Here is a 14924-nt window from a genome sequence, read left to right as displayed (position 1 = left end):
TACCCTCTCACTCACTGGTTGGTTCAATCACGCTGTATGTCGATATTCGAACGAGTCGCTCATAATGAGCAATAGCATGCTCAATGCCATCGTGTCAGTGATGGTCGATGCACCAATCGGCAACAACGCTTTTATTACCTCACAGGCTAATACGTCAACATGAAAGGCGACACGATAAACACCGAAAAACAAACACGGATCAGCGCTTGGCATTGGTCATAATGCCAAGCGCTTCTGCGCGTGCTTACATTACTTGCTCACCGTTGATGGTTAAGCGCCCCTCTTGCCAGCTTACCTGTTGCTCCTTTTGCTCAGGATCGATCAGCAGGGAAAACGGCATGGGAATAAGCGACAGGATTAACGGCGGCGGTGTCGTTACGCTGGCATCAACGCTCAAGCGATTTGCAAGGTAGGTCTGCGCCTCCTCCTGGCTCATGGCGTTCGGCCTGTCTAGCTGCTCAGGCAGGGCTAGGCGGTTGTCCCACCACGCGCTATATAGCGCCTCTTTTGAAAGATCTTCACCGTCAAAGCGGATATCGGCCGTTAACCGTGGCTTGAAGTCCACATCAAGCATTGGCAGCACCACATGGGCTTTTAGAGGTTGGAACGCAATGGTGGGGCTGGCGATCAGAAAATCATAGCCACTCTCAATCGCCTGGGTAAGCAAGAGACGCTCTTGTTGCTCATCGCCTTGCACGCCCCCCTCTTCCTGGGCTAGACGCATCTCTGTTAAAGGCGCATAGGCTTCCTGAAAGGCTTGAAACGCCGGCATATCCCAGTTGTTGGCACTCATATCAAAGGAGAGACTGCCTATCGAGGTGCCATCAGCACCGATATCCGCAATACTGAAATGTCCGCCTGAATTCAACACCTGACTATCGCCCACGGCTTCAGACTCGGCTTCGAGCTCAACACTTTTCAAATAAACGCTGACACCCTGGGCCAAAATCTCGACGCTGGGTATTTCCAGGTGCTGCTGAATCAAGCGGGATTCTTGTAGTGACTGGTTTTCAAAGCGTGGCGATACAATTCGAACCGAATCACCTTCGTTATTGAAGACGATTTCGCGAGCCTGACCATCAACTCGCCAAATGTCCTGATTTTCAAGATCAAGGTCTAGCACCAGATCATGCAGCGTACCATCCAGCTCAGCACCACTTAACGAACTGGCCGTTAGCTGCCCCGTCACGTCGCTGCGAGTGGCCACCAGATCAACATCGATCTCGCCGCGTAGAAACTGCTCATTGGGATGAATGGTGCCGGTAATGGGGCTTTTAAGGATGCCATGATCCACCAGCAGGTTTACCTGGGCATTGGCATTATCCACCCCTTCCATGCCGACGGTGGCTGTCACCGTTGTGGTAAACAACGACTTATCAATGTTGATATCCGACACATACCAGGAAAGCGAGTTATCCAACTGCGCAAAATGTTGGTTAAGCGATTTTTCTACCTCATTACCCACCATCGCCTGAGCACCTACATACCCGCCCGCGCCCAGAATAATCACGCCTGCAGCGGTAATAACCAATGTTTTAGCTTTGGCAGCCATATCGTTTCTCTTGAACTGAATGATTCTTAATTATCTTTTGTTTGGTCGGTATAACGCAACTAAAACCACTATAAGGAGCTTCTAATCTTCAAATGTATCGTTGAGAGCGCAGTATAAAAGCGGCTTTATGCTTGCTAAAAATAGAAAGCAGGTTTGATTTATTTACAATTGTCCGTATAAGGCTTACTTGATAGCTTGATTTTCAAACAACGATACAGTGATAAAGACACCGGCAAATACAATGGCAACACTCGCTAATTACCCATTTAGCTGGTCATATTGCCGCTCACGCTTTGCCCTGAGTACGCCTCTCTACACAAGCGTTAACCATTAAAACGACAATCCTCTTAAAGTGGAGGCTCCTATGCCCCTCAAGACCACCCCAGGCGAGGCAAGCGCTGCGCGGCCAAAGAAAAAAATGCCGATGCCCGATGTGTTTATCATCCTGTTCGGCTTCATGATTCTGGTGTTGCTGGCCTCCTATTTCATTCCTGCCGGCACCTATGACCGAAGTACCTCCAACGGCCTGACCCAAGTCGCCACCGACAGCTTTCGCTATATCGAAGCTGACCCACTTAACGCCATGGACCTGTTCACCGCCATTCATAACGGGCTGGTGGCGGCGTCCACGCTGATCTTTCTTATCATGATCGTTGGCGGCGTATTGAAGGTCATTGAGTCTACCGGTGCGATCAGTGCAGGCATTTACCGCCTGCTCAATCTGGCGAAAGGTCGCCAGAGCGTGCTTATCTTTATCTTCTGCGCCACCTTTGCAACGCTTGCCTCTGTTGGTGTCGGCGCCAACCTGGCGATTGCCTTTATTCCTATCGGGTTGTTTCTGGCCCGCTCCATGAAGCTTGACCCCATTGTGGGGGTCGCCATTATCTTTCTAGGCTCTTATGCAGGCTTTGGCGCTGGAGTGTTTGACCCTACCGTGACGGTCACCGGGCAGACCATTGCCGAGCTTCCGCTGTTTTCAGGCTTTATGTTTCGCGGGGTGATTTTTGTGGTCTTCTTGGCGATTACCGCCGCCTATATATGTCGCTACGCCAGGCGTATCAAGCAAGACCCTACGTTGAGCGTCATGGGGGCCGAGGCATTTGACAGTGCCATCAACGGCGATCAGCCAGATACCCAGGCGCCCTTCATCCTCACCCATAAGCTCGTTTTGGCGCTGTTTGCGCTGTCGATTGGCTTTTTCCTGTATGGCGCCTTCAACCGGGATTGGGGCATTCCTCAGCTTTCCGCCACGTTTATCATGATGGGGGTGGCGACGGCGATCATCGGTCGCATTTCGCCCAATGCCTTTATCAAACGCTTGATGAACGGCGCGGGCGAAGTCATGTACGGCGCCCTGGTGATAGGCGTGGCGGCAGCGGTTATCGTGCTGTTGAAACAGGCCCAGCTCATCGACACCTTGGTGCACAGCGTGGCCAGCTCACTCGATGGGCACGGCAAGATTGTCGCCATGGAGCTTCTGTATCTGTTCAACCTGGTCTTTAACGGCCTGATTACCTCCGGCACCGGCCAGGCGGCGATCGTCATGCCGATCATGGTGCCCATTGGCGATATGCTTGAAGTCACCCGCCAGTCGACGTTTATCACCTTCAAGCTGGGTGATGCAGTCACCAATATCATTACACCGCTTTCCGGCACGCTGATGGCCTGCCTGGCTATCGCGCGTATCTCTTACGTGGAGTGGTTCAAGTTTGCCCTACCGCTGGTAGCGATGTGGATAGTGACCGGCGGCGTGTTCGTAGCGGTGGCCGTGGGCATCAACTACGGCCCCTTCTAGCGTTCATCACTGACAAAGCTGCATGTACTAATGCATGGCACTAATGCCTAGTACTAACGCACAGTACTAATGCCGAGTACTATCGACAGGCCGACTCAAGCCTCTGTTCAAGGAAATTCAGAAAAGCGTCGATATGCGTCGGCATATAGCGCTCTGCCATGACCTGCACCTGAAGGCTGCGTAGCGCTAGCTGCGGCTCCTGCAGCGGCTTCAACACCAAGCCTTCGCGGTGCGTCTTGCCGCTGACCGCCACCGCGCTGCAAAGGCCAATCATGTTCGGGTGCTCACATACCATGGTGTAAGTGGCGCCCAATGAGTCGCAGGAAAAAAGGGGATGCACCTTGATGCCTGAAAGGCTGCACGCCACATCAAATAAATAGCGCATGGTCGAGCCGTTTAACGACATGGAAAGTGGATAAGGGCTTAAATCCGTTACATGAAGATCTGCCTTACCTGCCAGTGGATGGTGCTGGGACATCAGTGCGCTAATGGCCGCGCTATGGCTTGACACCACCTTGACGCCGATATCCGGCGAAAGGCTAAAGGTCAGGGCAATGTCAACACTCCCCTCTTTGACCAGTGCCGAGGCGCGCGCTGAATCCACCACCTGTAGATCAAAACGGGTATCCGGGTATTGGCTGACAAAGCCCGAGATCACACTGGGGAGAAAGTACCAGGCCATACCATCTGGACAGGCCACGGTAATTTTGCGTTGTTGGCGGGCTGTGACCTCCTGCATCTGAGTGATGACACTTTCGACCTCCAGCTGGTTACGCAGTGCATAGGCCTGCAGCAGTCTGCCCGCCTCGGTTAGCTGCATACCGCGAGGTTGCCGTTCGAATAGCGTCATGCCCAAACGCTGTTCCAAATTGGCAATCTGGCGACTTACCGCCGAGACGGCAACGTGCAGTTCCTCTGCAGCGGCGGAAAGTGAGCCGGTTTTTGCCACACTGTGAAAATAGCGCAAGTTAAGTTCCTGCATCTGGCCTCCCGGTGCATCCGCAACCAGCAGGCGTTACCGCAGGTTGAGTCGCTAAACATGGCTTCCAATAATTAGAAAGAATAGTTGAGATATTAATGATGGTTGCAAAGCTCGGCAAGCTTTACGCTATTGAGATGACATTTACTTAGTTACTTTTTTTATTGGTACACCTTTTCCTGCGATGACAACGATAAGGGCAGTTTCATGAACTCATCACTTTCAGGGCGCGAACTTGCCCTTCAGCTGGCCGTTGACACACTTGCCGACGGCAGCTTTTACGACACACTCGCGCACCGGGTGGCGATGAAAACAGTGAGCCAGGACCCAGCCCGCAGCAGCCTTCTGCACGACTACCTGACCCAGGAAATCTCGCCGTTACTGAATAAGCTAGGGTTTAGCTGCCAGATAATCGACAACCCACAGCCCGGGCGGCCGCCGCTATTGATTGGCCAGCGCGTCGAAGACCCGACCTATTTAACACTGTTGCTGTATGGCCATGGTGACGTGACTGATGGACAGGAAGAGACCTGGGCCGATGGCATTGACCCGTGGGCGCTGACGTTTATCGACGGCCATGTTTACGGGCGCGGCACGGCGGATAACAAGGGTCAGCACAGCGTGAATCTCGCAGCGCTTGAAGCCGTGATAAAGGCGCGCGAAGGCAAGCTTGGTTACAACATCAAGATGCTGTTCGAGATGGGCGAGGAAATTGGCTCGCCGGGGCTGGAAGACACCTGCCTGGCCTATCAGGAAGCGCTTGAAGCCGACCTGTTTCTCGCCTCAGACGGCCCGCGCATTCGCCACGACATGCCCACGCTGTTTCTTGGCTCGCGCGGGGTGGTCCAGCTTAAACTTTCCCTTAATACCGGCAACGGCGGTCGTCACTCCGGCAACTGGGGCGGCGTCATCACCAATCCCGCTGTGGTGCTGAGTAACGCGATCGCCACGCTACTGTCGGCCGAGGGTAAAATCATGGTCGATTTTCTCAAGGCTCCGGCCATTACCGAAGCGGTCTCGCAGTTGATTCGCGACCTGCCGGTGGGCGGTGGAAGTTCTGACCCGGCGATCAATAAAGAGTGGGGCGAAAAGACGCTGTCCAACGGCGAGCGCCTTTATGGCTCAAACACACTCGAAATTCTGGGCATGAGCGCGGGCAGCACAGACAAACCGGTTGCTGCGATTCCTGAAAGCGCTGAGGCGGTTCTACAGCTACGATTTGTCAAAGGTACCGATTGGCAGACGGTGGAAGCGAACCTGCGAGCGCACCTTGATGCCCATGGCTTTGAAGATATCGAGCTTGAAATGCTGGGTGGCTACGCCGCCACAAGGCTGGATCCCAGCCACCCCTGGGTTGGTTTTGTCACGGCTTCAGCGCAGAAAAGCCTGGGAGAACCCGCGTATATCCTGCCCAACCTGGGCGGCACTATTCCCAACCACTGCTTTTCTGACGCGCTTGGCCTGCCCACGGTCTGGCTGCCCCACTCCTACCCTTCCTGCAATCAGCACGCTCCCAACGAACACCTGCTTGAAAGCATTGCGGCGCAGGGATTAAAAATGGCCGCTGGGGTATTTTGGGATTTAGGCGAACCTGACGCGCGCGCACTTATAAACAAGCACTCAACAACAAGGCAGGTGAGCCATGCAGACGCCCAACAATAGCACTGACAACGAAGCCATCCACTGGGACCAGGACATCAGCTACGGTCAGTATCTGGATCTTGAGCCTTTGCTGGCCTGCCAGAATCCGGCATCAGACGAACACGACGAACTGCTGTTTATCGTGATTCATCAGGTATCCGAGCTATGGATCAAGCTCTGTCTGCATGAGGCACACGGGGCAGCAGCGCATATCAATGAAGACAACCTGTCACCGGCGTTCAAGATGCTCAGCCGGGTTTCGCGTATTCAAGAGCAGTTGATCAAGGCCTGGGAAGTGCTGGTCACCATGACCCCGGCGGATTACGCCAGTTTTCGCGACAGCCTGGGCCAAAGCTCCGGGTTTCAGTCTTATCAGTATCGTGAAATCGAGTTTCTGCTGGGCAACAAGAACGCCAAACTGATCGAGGCGCACCGCTCCAAGCCCAAGCACTACCAAAAACTCCAGGAAGCTCTCAACGCGCCGAGCCTTTACGATATTGTGCTCAAGCTGCTGGCTCGCCGCGGGTTTGCCATCCCGCACGATAAAATCGAACGCGACTGGAGTATTCCCTATGCCGCAAGCCCTGAAGTGGAAGCTGTCTGGACCGAGATTTATCGCAACAGCGAGAAATACTGGGACCTTTACGAGCTTGCCGAGAAGCTGGTCGATGTGGAGTTCAACTTCCAGCGCTGGCGGTTTAACCATATGAAAACAGTGGAGCGTATTATCGGCTACCGGCGCGGCACCGGGGGCACGGCGGGCGTCAACTATCTGGTCAAGGCGCTTGATCTGCAGTTCTTCCCGGAACTGTGGAGCGTGAGAACCACCATTTAACGCCTGTGGGCATTCAAAGTGATGGCATACGATTTTATGGAGAATGATATGAGCCAACGCCTGAACGGTGTCACCCTTCAAAGCGTTAAAGAGCGCGACCAGCAAGACCCCCTGGCCCGCTTCAAAGCGCATTTCACACTGCCAGAAGGCGTGCTTTACCTGGATGGCAACTCCCTGGGTGCACAGCCGGTAGCAGCCAAAAAGGCCGTGGATGACACGCTGGATCAGTGGCGCGACGAGCTGATCAAGGGTTGGAACCAGGGCTGGTTCGACTCCCCCGAGCGCCTGGGCAACCTGCTGGCCCCGGTCATTGGCGCCAGCCACACTGAAGTCAGCGTGACCGACAATATCACGCTCAATATCTTCAAGCTGTTGGGGTATATCGTTCAACAGTGCCCAGCTGGCCGCAAGGCGGTGCTTTCAGAGGGCGGCAACTTTCCAACCGACGGCTACATCGCCCAGGGGTTTTGCCAGGTAAGCGGTTCTGATCACCGTTTCCTGCCGGAAGGCGCAAGCCTTGCCGACTATCTCGACGGGGTGGCAGTCGTGGTACTTAGCCAGGTGAACTACCGCACCGGCAAACTTCGCGACATGGCCGCCACCACGCAGCTTGTTCACGAGCATGGTGCGGAGGTCATCTGGGATCTCGCTCACTCGGCAGGCGCACTGCCTATCGACCTTAACGGCACCGGGGCACGCTTCGCGGTTGGCTGCACCTACAAGTACCTGAACGGCGGCCCCGGCGCGCCAGCATTTTTATATGTTCATGAAAGCGTTCAGAACGGTGGCTGGCAGCCGCTTTCGGGCTGGCACGGCCATCGCTCACCCTTTGCATTTGATGCTGACTACGCCCCCGCCGACGATATTTCCCGCTTTCGTACCGGCACTCACTCAGCGCTTGCCTACGCGGCCCTTGAAGCTTCGCTTACCCTGTGGGCCGAGGTGGATATGCAGGCACTGCGTGATAAGAGCCTGGCCTTGAGCAACCTGTTTCGAGAGTGTCTCGGCGATCTGTTTCAAACGCACGGCATTGAAGACATCACGCCCGAGGACGACGAGCGCGGAAGCCAGGTATCGCTGATTGATAGTGAGCACGGCTACGCCATTGTTCAGGCACTGATTGCCCGTGGCGTGATTGGCGATTACCGCGAACCGGGCCTGATGCGCTTTGGCTTTACCCCGCTCTACCTGAGTTACGAGGACGTTTGGCAGGCTGCCAGGCATTTTCGCGAGGTGGTGGAAAGCGTCGAGTATCAGAACCCCCAGTTTCATGTACGTGGCGCCGTTACCTAAGGAGTTGTCATGAGCAAAACAAGCCAGGATATCGCTTACTCCCCGAGCCAATTTGCTCGGGATTTTGAAGCCACCCTCACCCGCCAGGCCATCGCTGGGCGCGAACAGGTGGCACACCATCGGCCGATCACGGTGAACGTCAGCGATGACCCCCTGGCTTGTTTCAACCTGTTTATTCCCAAAGGTAGCGGCCCATTTCCACTGATGGCGTTTATCCACGGTGGCTATTGGCAGGAGCTGGATAACACGGCCACCGACTTTATGGCCGAGCACTACCTATCGCGCGGCATGGCCTTTGCTTCCCTAGGCTACGGTTTGGCGCCGCATACGTCCATCGAGACGATGGTGGATCAGTGCATTCAGGGACTTGAGGCTGCTTACCACGCGCTTACCGATAGCGGCGGCGTATGGTCAATACAGCTAGGCGGCCATAGCGCGGGCGCCCAACTGGCTTACTGGGTAGCCGTTAACGGTAAAGTACCGATTGATAAAATGGTGTTGGTCAGCGGCGTTTATGACCTGACGCCACTGGTGGATACCTACGTTAATGAGCCATTAGGCCTCAGCCACGCCCAGGCGCACGCCCTGAGCCCCCAATTTGCGACCCTTGACCAACTGCCGCCCTGCCAGGTAGTGATTGCCGAAAACGACCCAGCAGCCTTTCGACAGCAGGGGCATGAATTTGTGAAGGCGCTGCTTGCGGCCGATGTACCCGCCGAGCTGAGGGATATACCGGCCTGCGATCATTTTGACGTACTGGAACAGATTTAAGGCGCATCAATCGCTGTAGATGCTTTCCGCACCGGACTCAACGAACGCCCAGCACTGGTGAATATCGACAGGCAGCGTTCGTCCCTCGGATAAGGGCGGCAGGTCATCCAGCGCGAAGAAATCGGCGGCATCGGTTTCATTATTGGCAACGAATGAACCGCCTTCATGGGTGCAAACGTAGAAGAGTTTGTAGATATGATCCGGCGAGTAGTAGGCGTAGGGATGCAGGCTGCGATCCTTCAGCATGGCCAGGCGTGGATGGCTGGCACGGTGGCCGGACTCCTCGAAAATCTCCTTCAGCACGCCCTCGCTCGGGCCTTCGTTGACATCCGCCCAGCCGCCGGGCAGCGTCCACAGGCCATCCTTGATCTCGTGCACCAGCAGTACGCGGCCCTGCTCGTCGAACACTGCCCCACGCACGTCCACCTTGGGCGTGGCGTAGCCTTTGTCGGGAATGATCAGGTTCTCGATCTTCTCGATGGGAACATCTCCCAACACCGCAAACATCTGGTTGGTCAGCACCTCAAGCTGGCGATAGCGCTCCATCTCGTACTTGTTGGTGGTGTAGGTCTGCCCCGTTTGAGCAATGGAGCGAAGCGATTTGGCAAAGGTAAGCCAATCGTGGGTCATAGCCTTCATCCTTGTGTGCCGCTAGGTAAACAGGTCAAAAAGTGTATTCTTGGCCGAGAGCGTTACCAGGTTTCATTCGCACCTGGCGGGCCAATTCCCATGGGCGTATCAGGTGCGATATCAATGACGCCCTCAAGGCAACGAATCCGCTCCACTGCGTCGTTATCAGCCTCGCCGGTAATGCAGCCAATCTCCTCCATCAAATCGCGAATCGTCAGGCCCTCATCACGCAGACGCGGGGCAATCTCGTTGATAGAATGCTCGCTCGAGATGGTGACAATCCAAAGTTCAACCTTGGGCATGGTGCTCTCCACACGCTTTTCGGCGGGGCGACCTGGGACGCCCCGCACTGTTTGAAAATATTACTTGTTAGGGCGCATGTCTCGTTAGGGCGCCTGTACCAGCCCCGCACCTACACGGGCTTCAGGCAGAGGCAGCCCCTGCGCGGATTCCAACAGACGCCGCCAAAGGTTCATGCCTCTGAGCGATGCATCTGACTGCGCCCAAAGCGCAGCACAGCCCGCCACGTGCGGCGCTGCCATGCTGGTTCCGCTAATCGCTCTATAATTAATCGGCCTCGGCCAGGACGAAAAGACATCGCGCCCAGGCGCCGCAATTTCAACCTTGCCATAATTGGAGAAGCTCGAAGGCCTCAAGGTAGGGTCAAGCGAGGCAACCGACATGATAGTGGGTGAATTGGCAGGTGCCCCGGTGCTCAACGCTTCATTACCCGCGGCAGCAATGACCAAACACCCATTGCGGAGCGCGGCGGCGCCGGCGTTGGTATAAGCTGCCTGCATGGGACTCTGACTACCCAGCGACATGGATATCACTTCGCAGCGATTGGCTATCGCCCAGTTCAAGCCCGCCAACACGCTCGCTCCGGTACTGCTTCCGGAGTTGGTAAGCACCTTACCGACGAACACCTGGGCCTCATACGCCACCCCATAACCCGGTATGCTGCTGGACGCCGCTCTGGGACCACAGGCCGTGCCGATACAATGGGTGCCATGACCGTTGAGATCCTGAACCGGTTGGCCCACAAACGAGCGGCTTTCAAACGCTCTACCAGCAAAATCCGGATGCCCAAGGTCCATCCCCGAATCCAGCACGGCCACCTTGATACCGGCTCCACTCCAGCGGCTTTGCGGCACCCTGCAACGCGCCAGCCCCCAGGTGACACCGCGTACAATCGCCTCGTTTTCCTCTTCGGTTTCATCGATCCCGCGGTGCGCGCCAAGATCCTCCGCGATAGTGCTCGCGGCGCGCAAAAACCCGCGTAGATACTCGGAGTTCCCCGCAAAGGCAAAATATTCGGGTTCGATGATCTCTATCGGGCTTTGTTTAAAGATATCATCGGCAATACTCATGCCATGCTGTTCTAGCGCGTCGCCCCCTACAAGCGCAACCCCCAGCTCTGGAAACACCATCGCTTCAGCATCCCCGGCATCTTCCAGATTAACCGCTTGGCCCGCGAAGTCGCGCGCATCCGCCACCCGGAATTGGCAATCTTTCAAGGTCTTGATCCCTTCCTCTACCATGCCTTGCCGGTAGCTGATCAGAAAGCGCCCTGTTTCCAGACACTGGCTACCTCGCTCCAACGCCGCCATTAAGAGCTGTTCAGCCCCGCACGATACCGAGTTGCGTGACCCGCCTTGACCAGAAGAATTACCGCCGCCGCTACCGTTAGATGTTGTTGCCATTGAAGATCCCTCTTATTAGGCTCACTAAAGTTGGCGTCATGCGCTAAAGATGGCGTTACACCTCAGTGGTCAAATGTCGTTGCCAATAGCCAACATCATGCCACTGCTGAAACTTGAACCCCACCTTTTCAAAATGGGCGACTTTTGTCATGCCCATTTTCTCATGCAACGCCACGCTGGCAGGGTTGGGAAGCGCTATACCCCCAATGACGGTATGCACCCCGGCTGCCTGAAGGCTGGTAAAGATCGTCTCGTACAAACGTACCCCAAGGCCCCTGCCCAGCTTTTGGTAGGAAAGATAAACGCTGGCTTCGACTGAAAATCGATACGCGCTGCGCTCTTTCCATTTAGTAGCGTAGGCGTAACCCACCACCACGTCATCTTCCACCGCCACGACCCACGGTAGGCCTGACTCTTGAACAGACTCGATTCGACGCCGCATGTCGGCACCCGACACAGTCTTTTCTTCAAATGAAATAACGCTATTTTCGATGTAATAGTTATAAATATCGGCAATGTTATCGGCATCACTCTTGTCGGCGGTTCTAATCATCGATTAATCCTTAAAGGCATCCATTTAATTCGCATCAAGAGCGAGCGGAAGTTGCTCTTCATCGCGGAGCGTTAGTACCTCAACACCGTTAGCGGTAACCGCCACCGTATGCTCCCACTGTGCCGACAATTTCTTGTCACTCGTTACCACCGTCCAACCATCTCGCTTGGTTTTGATTTTGGCCTTGCCCTGATTAATCATGGGCTCGATGGTGAATACCATGCCTTCTTTTAACCTCAGGCCACTGCCCTTCTTACCATAATGCAGCACCTGGGGCTCTTCATGCATTTCCCGACCAATACCGTGGCCACAATATTCACGCACCACAGAATAGCCGTTCGACTCAGCATGATGCTGAATGGCATTACCTACATCGCCGAGCGTTGCGCCAGGCTTGACCGCCTGTATGCCTTGCCACAGTGCCTCATAGGTTTTATCGACCAGCCGTTTGGCAAAGGGGTTAACCTCGCCTATCAGGTACATCTTGCTGGAATCAGCAATAAAGCCATCTTTCTCCAGCGTAATGTCGACATTGACGATATCGCCTGACTTTAGCGTTTGCTTGTCCGAGGGAACGCCATGGCACACCACATGATTAACGGAGGCGTTCAGCACATACTGATAATCGTATTGGCCTTTACTGGCCGGACGAGCCTTTAACTCATCCACGATATAGCGCTCGGTCCAATCGTTGATCTGCATGGTGGTAGTACCCGGCCCAATCAGCGTATCAAGATAGCTAAACACTGATGCGAGTAGCCGCCCCGCTTCGCGCATTACGCTTACTTCCTCGGCACTTTTTAGCGTTACCTTAGCCACCGATCACCTTCCTGACGTCAACGTCGGCTTGCTTCATTTGCTCGCTCATAATCTCAGAAAAGGTCATGATCGGATTTGCCTCCGCCAACATGCCTACCTTGATCCAATACTCCGCCTGCGCATTGATAGATCGCACCATCACAGAGCTTGCCTTGCGAATATCTTCGTGCAGTTGATCACCGATTTTCACGATACCCATCACACCACCTAATATATAAAATGAATACATAGCGTATACGATATATATATTAGGGTATGTTAAGCAACACGTTAATTTGTATTGGCAGAGAAAATAAGCAAGTCACCGCTAGCCACTCTCGGCAACTTAAATCATGGGAAATGCATCGTGATTAGCCTACCCCGCACACGTTCGTACGGTGTTGTGGTACTGGCTTTTGGGTTAGTTTAGGGAAGGACGTTAACCTCTATGACTACTCTTCTGCCTCCACTTGACTCATCACTACCTGGTTTCTGCCATCGCGCTTGCCTTCGTACAGCGCCTGGTCTGCTTGGGTGAGCAAGGATTCAAGCTCGGTTTCTTCGGTATGCGCTACGGCAATACCAATCGTGACGCTCAGGCATAGCTGGCTCATATCATCGGATAACGGCAGTTCGGCGACTCGCTTCTTTAAGCGCTCTGCCACCACATAAGCGTCGTCTGCGGTGGTGTCTGGTAAAGCGACCATGAACTCTTCACCACCGAAACGCCCAATAACATCAGTGGGACGCAGAGAGTGCGCGCATACCTGCGCAATCCTGGTCAGTACCTCATCTCCGCGGCTATGCCCCCATGTATCGTTGATACTCTTAAAATGGTCTACATCGACCATAAAAACGCTGAAAGGCGTCTTGTTAACAATCGACTGCTGTAAGAGTTCTTGGGCTCGCGTCATAAAGTGTCCGCGCGTGTTGAGCCCTGTCAGCGCATCTCGCTCAGCGATCATGCGCAACTTTAATTCCAGTGATTTACGATGGGCTATTTCAGCTACAAGCTGTTGATTATGAACACGCTCTTCGTGAAGCAACATAAACTGATGTCGCTGTAGGCTCTCTAACCTTAATAACGCAAAAAAGCCAACGGCATTGGTCATAATCAACAATAGCGCGATACGCAGCATGACCATTGGCTCTACCTCAGCAAACGCTATCGCTGAGCCCACAAAGCCAATACTCAGATAGAGGCTGGCAACCGTTACCACCGTCAGTAAATTAGGGATCAGGAGATAAAACGCCATGGTCGCCACTGCCACCGCGGTGACCTGGGTAGAGAGGCTCTCGGGGCGCAAAGGAACAATCAGGATTATGCCTGTGGCCAATATCCAAAGGGGTAACGCGTGTAGCCAAACTCGTCGCGAATAGCTGCCCCACCGCCAGATAATGACAGCTAGCAAAAGGCATAGACTCACCACGACAATACGCATGGTCAGCAGTAGATAGTACTCGCGGCTCAAGCCAAGAAGGTAATAATCCGCGATAGCAAACATGCCGAAGATTAAGGACGAGACAATCAAAGAAACGCAGGTTTCTAACCGTATCCTCGTCTTGATGGACTGGCGATACATGGTTTCTCTACTATCTTCACAAAGCTGTCCGGTCAGCCAATGCACTGGGTATTGCGTTTTTAGCGATGACAAAGTCCCGCACTCCCTTTAAAACGGCGACTCTTGTGAAGTCTCTCAGCCAGCAACGCACCCTTGCGGCACATTGGCTGTCGATAGTCCTATTGAAAAAATCGCCACATTTTTTATCGTTTATTATTCAGGCATTACCCTGTATGCAAAGCAGAACCTATTATCATTATCACTTACTGTTTTAGGATAAGCGCTTAATCTACGTCTCTTTTTTTACAGTCGATTTGCAGCAATACGATATCCGAGTTCTTTTATGTTCTCATGTCTTTTCATTTAAGGAGAAGAACGACTATTGGTAAACGCGCTTATTAGGTCGCACTAGCCACCAACTGGCTAACACCAAGCCACCGAATAGCGTATACACCACCATGAATACCCACGCTGGGAACGTGAAATACAGCGCCCGATGCAGCCAGTGCTGAATAAACGAACCAGCATAGGTGGCAGTGCCTGCCTCAGCCCGCAGCGCCATTTCCCAGGTGGTCAGCGGGCAGACCACCCCCAGCCACGCCTGCACCACCACATAGCCAATGGCACATAAGTGAATAATGCGAAACGTTCGGTTATACACCCATCGCCAGTTGAGCCAATAACCCAGGTAGATGGCAAACAGGCCGATGACCACAAAGGCCACAAACAACACGTGAATGACCAAAATAGTATCGGCGAGCAAGAGTAGAATGACGTCACTCATGGTATGTCGCATTCATGTTAAAGCATGT

Annotated in this window: 15 protein-coding genes; 5 read left to right on the top strand and 10 right to left on the bottom strand. The window is 54.0% G+C overall.

The genetic code is table 11. The features are described 5' to 3' along the window. Positions 1-244: 244 nt before the first annotated feature. The gene (locus ACFFLD_RS11170) at positions 245-1552 is read right to left on the bottom strand and encodes a DUF945 family protein (RefSeq protein WP_386040143.1); all 1308 of its coding nucleotides are present in this window, start codon (positions 1550-1552) and stop codon (positions 245-247) included. A 364-nt stretch (positions 1553-1916) separates the two neighbouring features. On the opposite strand from ACFFLD_RS11170, the gene ACFFLD_RS11165 reads away from it, so the two are divergent. Then, positions 1917-3347 carry a YfcC family protein gene (locus ACFFLD_RS11165; RefSeq protein WP_386040141.1) on the top strand — a complete coding sequence of 477 codons (1431 nt, stop codon included), beginning with the start codon at positions 1917-1919 and terminating at the stop codon, positions 3345-3347. Positions 3348-3426: 79 nt separating this feature from the next. Here the strand turns inward: ACFFLD_RS11165 and ACFFLD_RS11160 are convergent, their stop codons facing one another. Further along, positions 3427-4329: a LysR family transcriptional regulator gene (locus ACFFLD_RS11160; protein WP_386040139.1), complete on the bottom strand. Its 903-nt coding sequence runs from the start codon at positions 4327-4329 to the stop codon at positions 3427-3429. Between the two features lie 204 nt (positions 4330-4533). Between ACFFLD_RS11160 and ACFFLD_RS11155 the strand changes: the two genes are divergently transcribed. The 4 genes from ACFFLD_RS11155 to ACFFLD_RS11140 are packed head-to-tail and all read left to right on the top strand — an operon-like array spanning position 4534 to position 8866. Continuing rightward, positions 4534-5988, top strand: a complete 1455-nt coding sequence (locus ACFFLD_RS11155) for a M20 family metallopeptidase (protein WP_386040137.1) — start codon at positions 4534-4536, stop codon at positions 5986-5988. Then, the gene (gene kynA, locus ACFFLD_RS11150; RefSeq protein WP_386040135.1) at positions 5969-6802 is read left to right on the top strand and encodes a tryptophan 2,3-dioxygenase; all 834 of its coding nucleotides are present in this window, start codon (positions 5969-5971) and stop codon (positions 6800-6802) included. The genes ACFFLD_RS11155 and kynA overlap by 20 nt, the downstream gene beginning before the upstream one ends. A gap of 48 nt (positions 6803-6850) precedes the next feature. Next, positions 6851-8095: a kynureninase gene (kynU, locus tag ACFFLD_RS11145; protein WP_386040133.1), complete on the top strand. Its 1245-nt coding sequence runs from the start codon at positions 6851-6853 to the stop codon at positions 8093-8095. Between the two features lie 9 nt (positions 8096-8104). After that, entirely contained in the window at positions 8105-8866 is a 762-nt protein-coding gene (locus ACFFLD_RS11140) for an alpha/beta hydrolase (RefSeq protein ID WP_386040131.1), read from the top strand. Between the two features lie 6 nt (positions 8867-8872). Here ACFFLD_RS11140 and ACFFLD_RS11135 read toward each other — a convergent pair whose 3' ends face one another. From ACFFLD_RS11135 to ACFFLD_RS11100, 8 genes are all read right to left on the bottom strand, one after another. Further along, on the bottom strand, positions 8873-9496 hold the full coding sequence (locus tag ACFFLD_RS11135) for an NUDIX hydrolase (protein WP_386040129.1): 624 nt from the start codon (positions 9494-9496) through the stop codon (positions 8873-8875). 62 nt (positions 9497-9558) lie between these two features. Then, positions 9559-9798: a hypothetical protein gene (locus ACFFLD_RS11130; RefSeq protein ID WP_386040127.1), complete on the bottom strand. Its 240-nt coding sequence runs from the start codon at positions 9796-9798 to the stop codon at positions 9559-9561. An 84-nt stretch (positions 9799-9882) separates the two neighbouring features. Next, positions 9883-11199: a S8 family serine peptidase gene (locus ACFFLD_RS11125; protein ID WP_386040125.1), complete on the bottom strand. Its 1317-nt coding sequence runs from the start codon at positions 11197-11199 to the stop codon at positions 9883-9885. A gap of 55 nt (positions 11200-11254) precedes the next feature. After that, positions 11255-11752, bottom strand: a complete 498-nt coding sequence (locus tag ACFFLD_RS11120) for an arsinothricin resistance N-acetyltransferase ArsN1 family B (RefSeq protein ID WP_386040123.1) — start codon at positions 11750-11752, stop codon at positions 11255-11257. Positions 11753-11776: 24 nt separating this feature from the next. After that, positions 11777-12571: a type I methionyl aminopeptidase gene (gene map, locus ACFFLD_RS11115; RefSeq protein WP_386040121.1), complete on the bottom strand. Its 795-nt coding sequence runs from the start codon at positions 12569-12571 to the stop codon at positions 11777-11779. Continuing rightward, complete coding sequence (locus ACFFLD_RS11110) at positions 12564-12770, bottom strand: ParD-like family protein (RefSeq protein ID WP_386040119.1); 207 nt, start codon at positions 12768-12770, stop codon at positions 12564-12566. Before ACFFLD_RS11110 ends, map begins: the two co-directional genes overlap by 8 nt. Positions 12771-13002: 232 nt before the next feature. Beyond that, on the bottom strand, positions 13003-14205 hold the full coding sequence (locus ACFFLD_RS11105) for a GGDEF domain-containing protein (protein ID WP_386040117.1): 1203 nt from the start codon (positions 14203-14205) through the stop codon (positions 13003-13005). A 286-nt stretch (positions 14206-14491) separates the two neighbouring features. Beyond that, the gene (locus ACFFLD_RS11100) at positions 14492-14896 is read right to left on the bottom strand and encodes a DUF2784 domain-containing protein (protein WP_386040115.1); all 405 of its coding nucleotides are present in this window, start codon (positions 14894-14896) and stop codon (positions 14492-14494) included. Positions 14897-14924 lie beyond the last annotated feature (28 nt).

This window comes from Vreelandella sulfidaeris, assembly GCF_042429665.1.
Lineage (GTDB): Bacteria > Pseudomonadota > Gammaproteobacteria > Pseudomonadales > Halomonadaceae > Vreelandella.
The sequence above is the reverse complement of the archived record's forward strand: the minus strand, read 5'-3'. Positions and strand labels throughout refer to the sequence as shown.

What these genes read in the sequence shown, in the direction of transcription:
- ACFFLD_RS11170 (WP_386040143.1), bottom strand. Translation starts at nt 1,552, where the DNA reads ATGGCTGCCAAAGCTAAAACATTGGTTATTACCGCTGCAGGCGTGATT.
- ACFFLD_RS11165 (WP_386040141.1), top strand. Translation starts at nt 1,917, where the DNA reads ATGCCCCTCAAGACCACCCCAGGCGAGGCAAGCGCTGCGCGGCCAAAG.
- ACFFLD_RS11160 (WP_386040139.1), bottom strand. Translation starts at nt 4,329, where the DNA reads ATGCAGGAACTTAACTTGCGCTATTTTCACAGTGTGGCAAAAACCGGC.
- ACFFLD_RS11155 (WP_386040137.1), top strand. Translation starts at nt 4,534, where the DNA reads ATGAACTCATCACTTTCAGGGCGCGAACTTGCCCTTCAGCTGGCCGTT.
- kynA (WP_386040135.1), top strand. Translation starts at nt 5,969, where the DNA reads ATGCAGACGCCCAACAATAGCACTGACAACGAAGCCATCCACTGGGAC.
- kynU (WP_386040133.1), top strand. Translation starts at nt 6,851, where the DNA reads ATGAGCCAACGCCTGAACGGTGTCACCCTTCAAAGCGTTAAAGAGCGC.
- ACFFLD_RS11140 (WP_386040131.1), top strand. Translation starts at nt 8,105, where the DNA reads ATGAGCAAAACAAGCCAGGATATCGCTTACTCCCCGAGCCAATTTGCT.
- ACFFLD_RS11135 (WP_386040129.1), bottom strand. Translation starts at nt 9,496, where the DNA reads ATGACCCACGATTGGCTTACCTTTGCCAAATCGCTTCGCTCCATTGCT.
- ACFFLD_RS11130 (WP_386040127.1), bottom strand. Translation starts at nt 9,798, where the DNA reads ATGCCCAAGGTTGAACTTTGGATTGTCACCATCTCGAGCGAGCATTCT.
- ACFFLD_RS11125 (WP_386040125.1), bottom strand. Translation starts at nt 11,199, where the DNA reads ATGGCAACAACATCTAACGGTAGCGGCGGCGGTAATTCTTCTGGTCAA.
- ACFFLD_RS11120 (WP_386040123.1), bottom strand. Translation starts at nt 11,752, where the DNA reads ATGATTAGAACCGCCGACAAGAGTGATGCCGATAACATTGCCGATATT.
- ACFFLD_RS11110 (WP_386040119.1), bottom strand. Translation starts at nt 12,770, where the DNA reads ATGGGTATCGTGAAAATCGGTGATCAACTGCACGAAGATATTCGCAAG.
- ACFFLD_RS11100 (WP_386040115.1), bottom strand. Translation starts at nt 14,896, where the DNA reads ATGAGTGACGTCATTCTACTCTTGCTCGCCGATACTATTTTGGTCATT.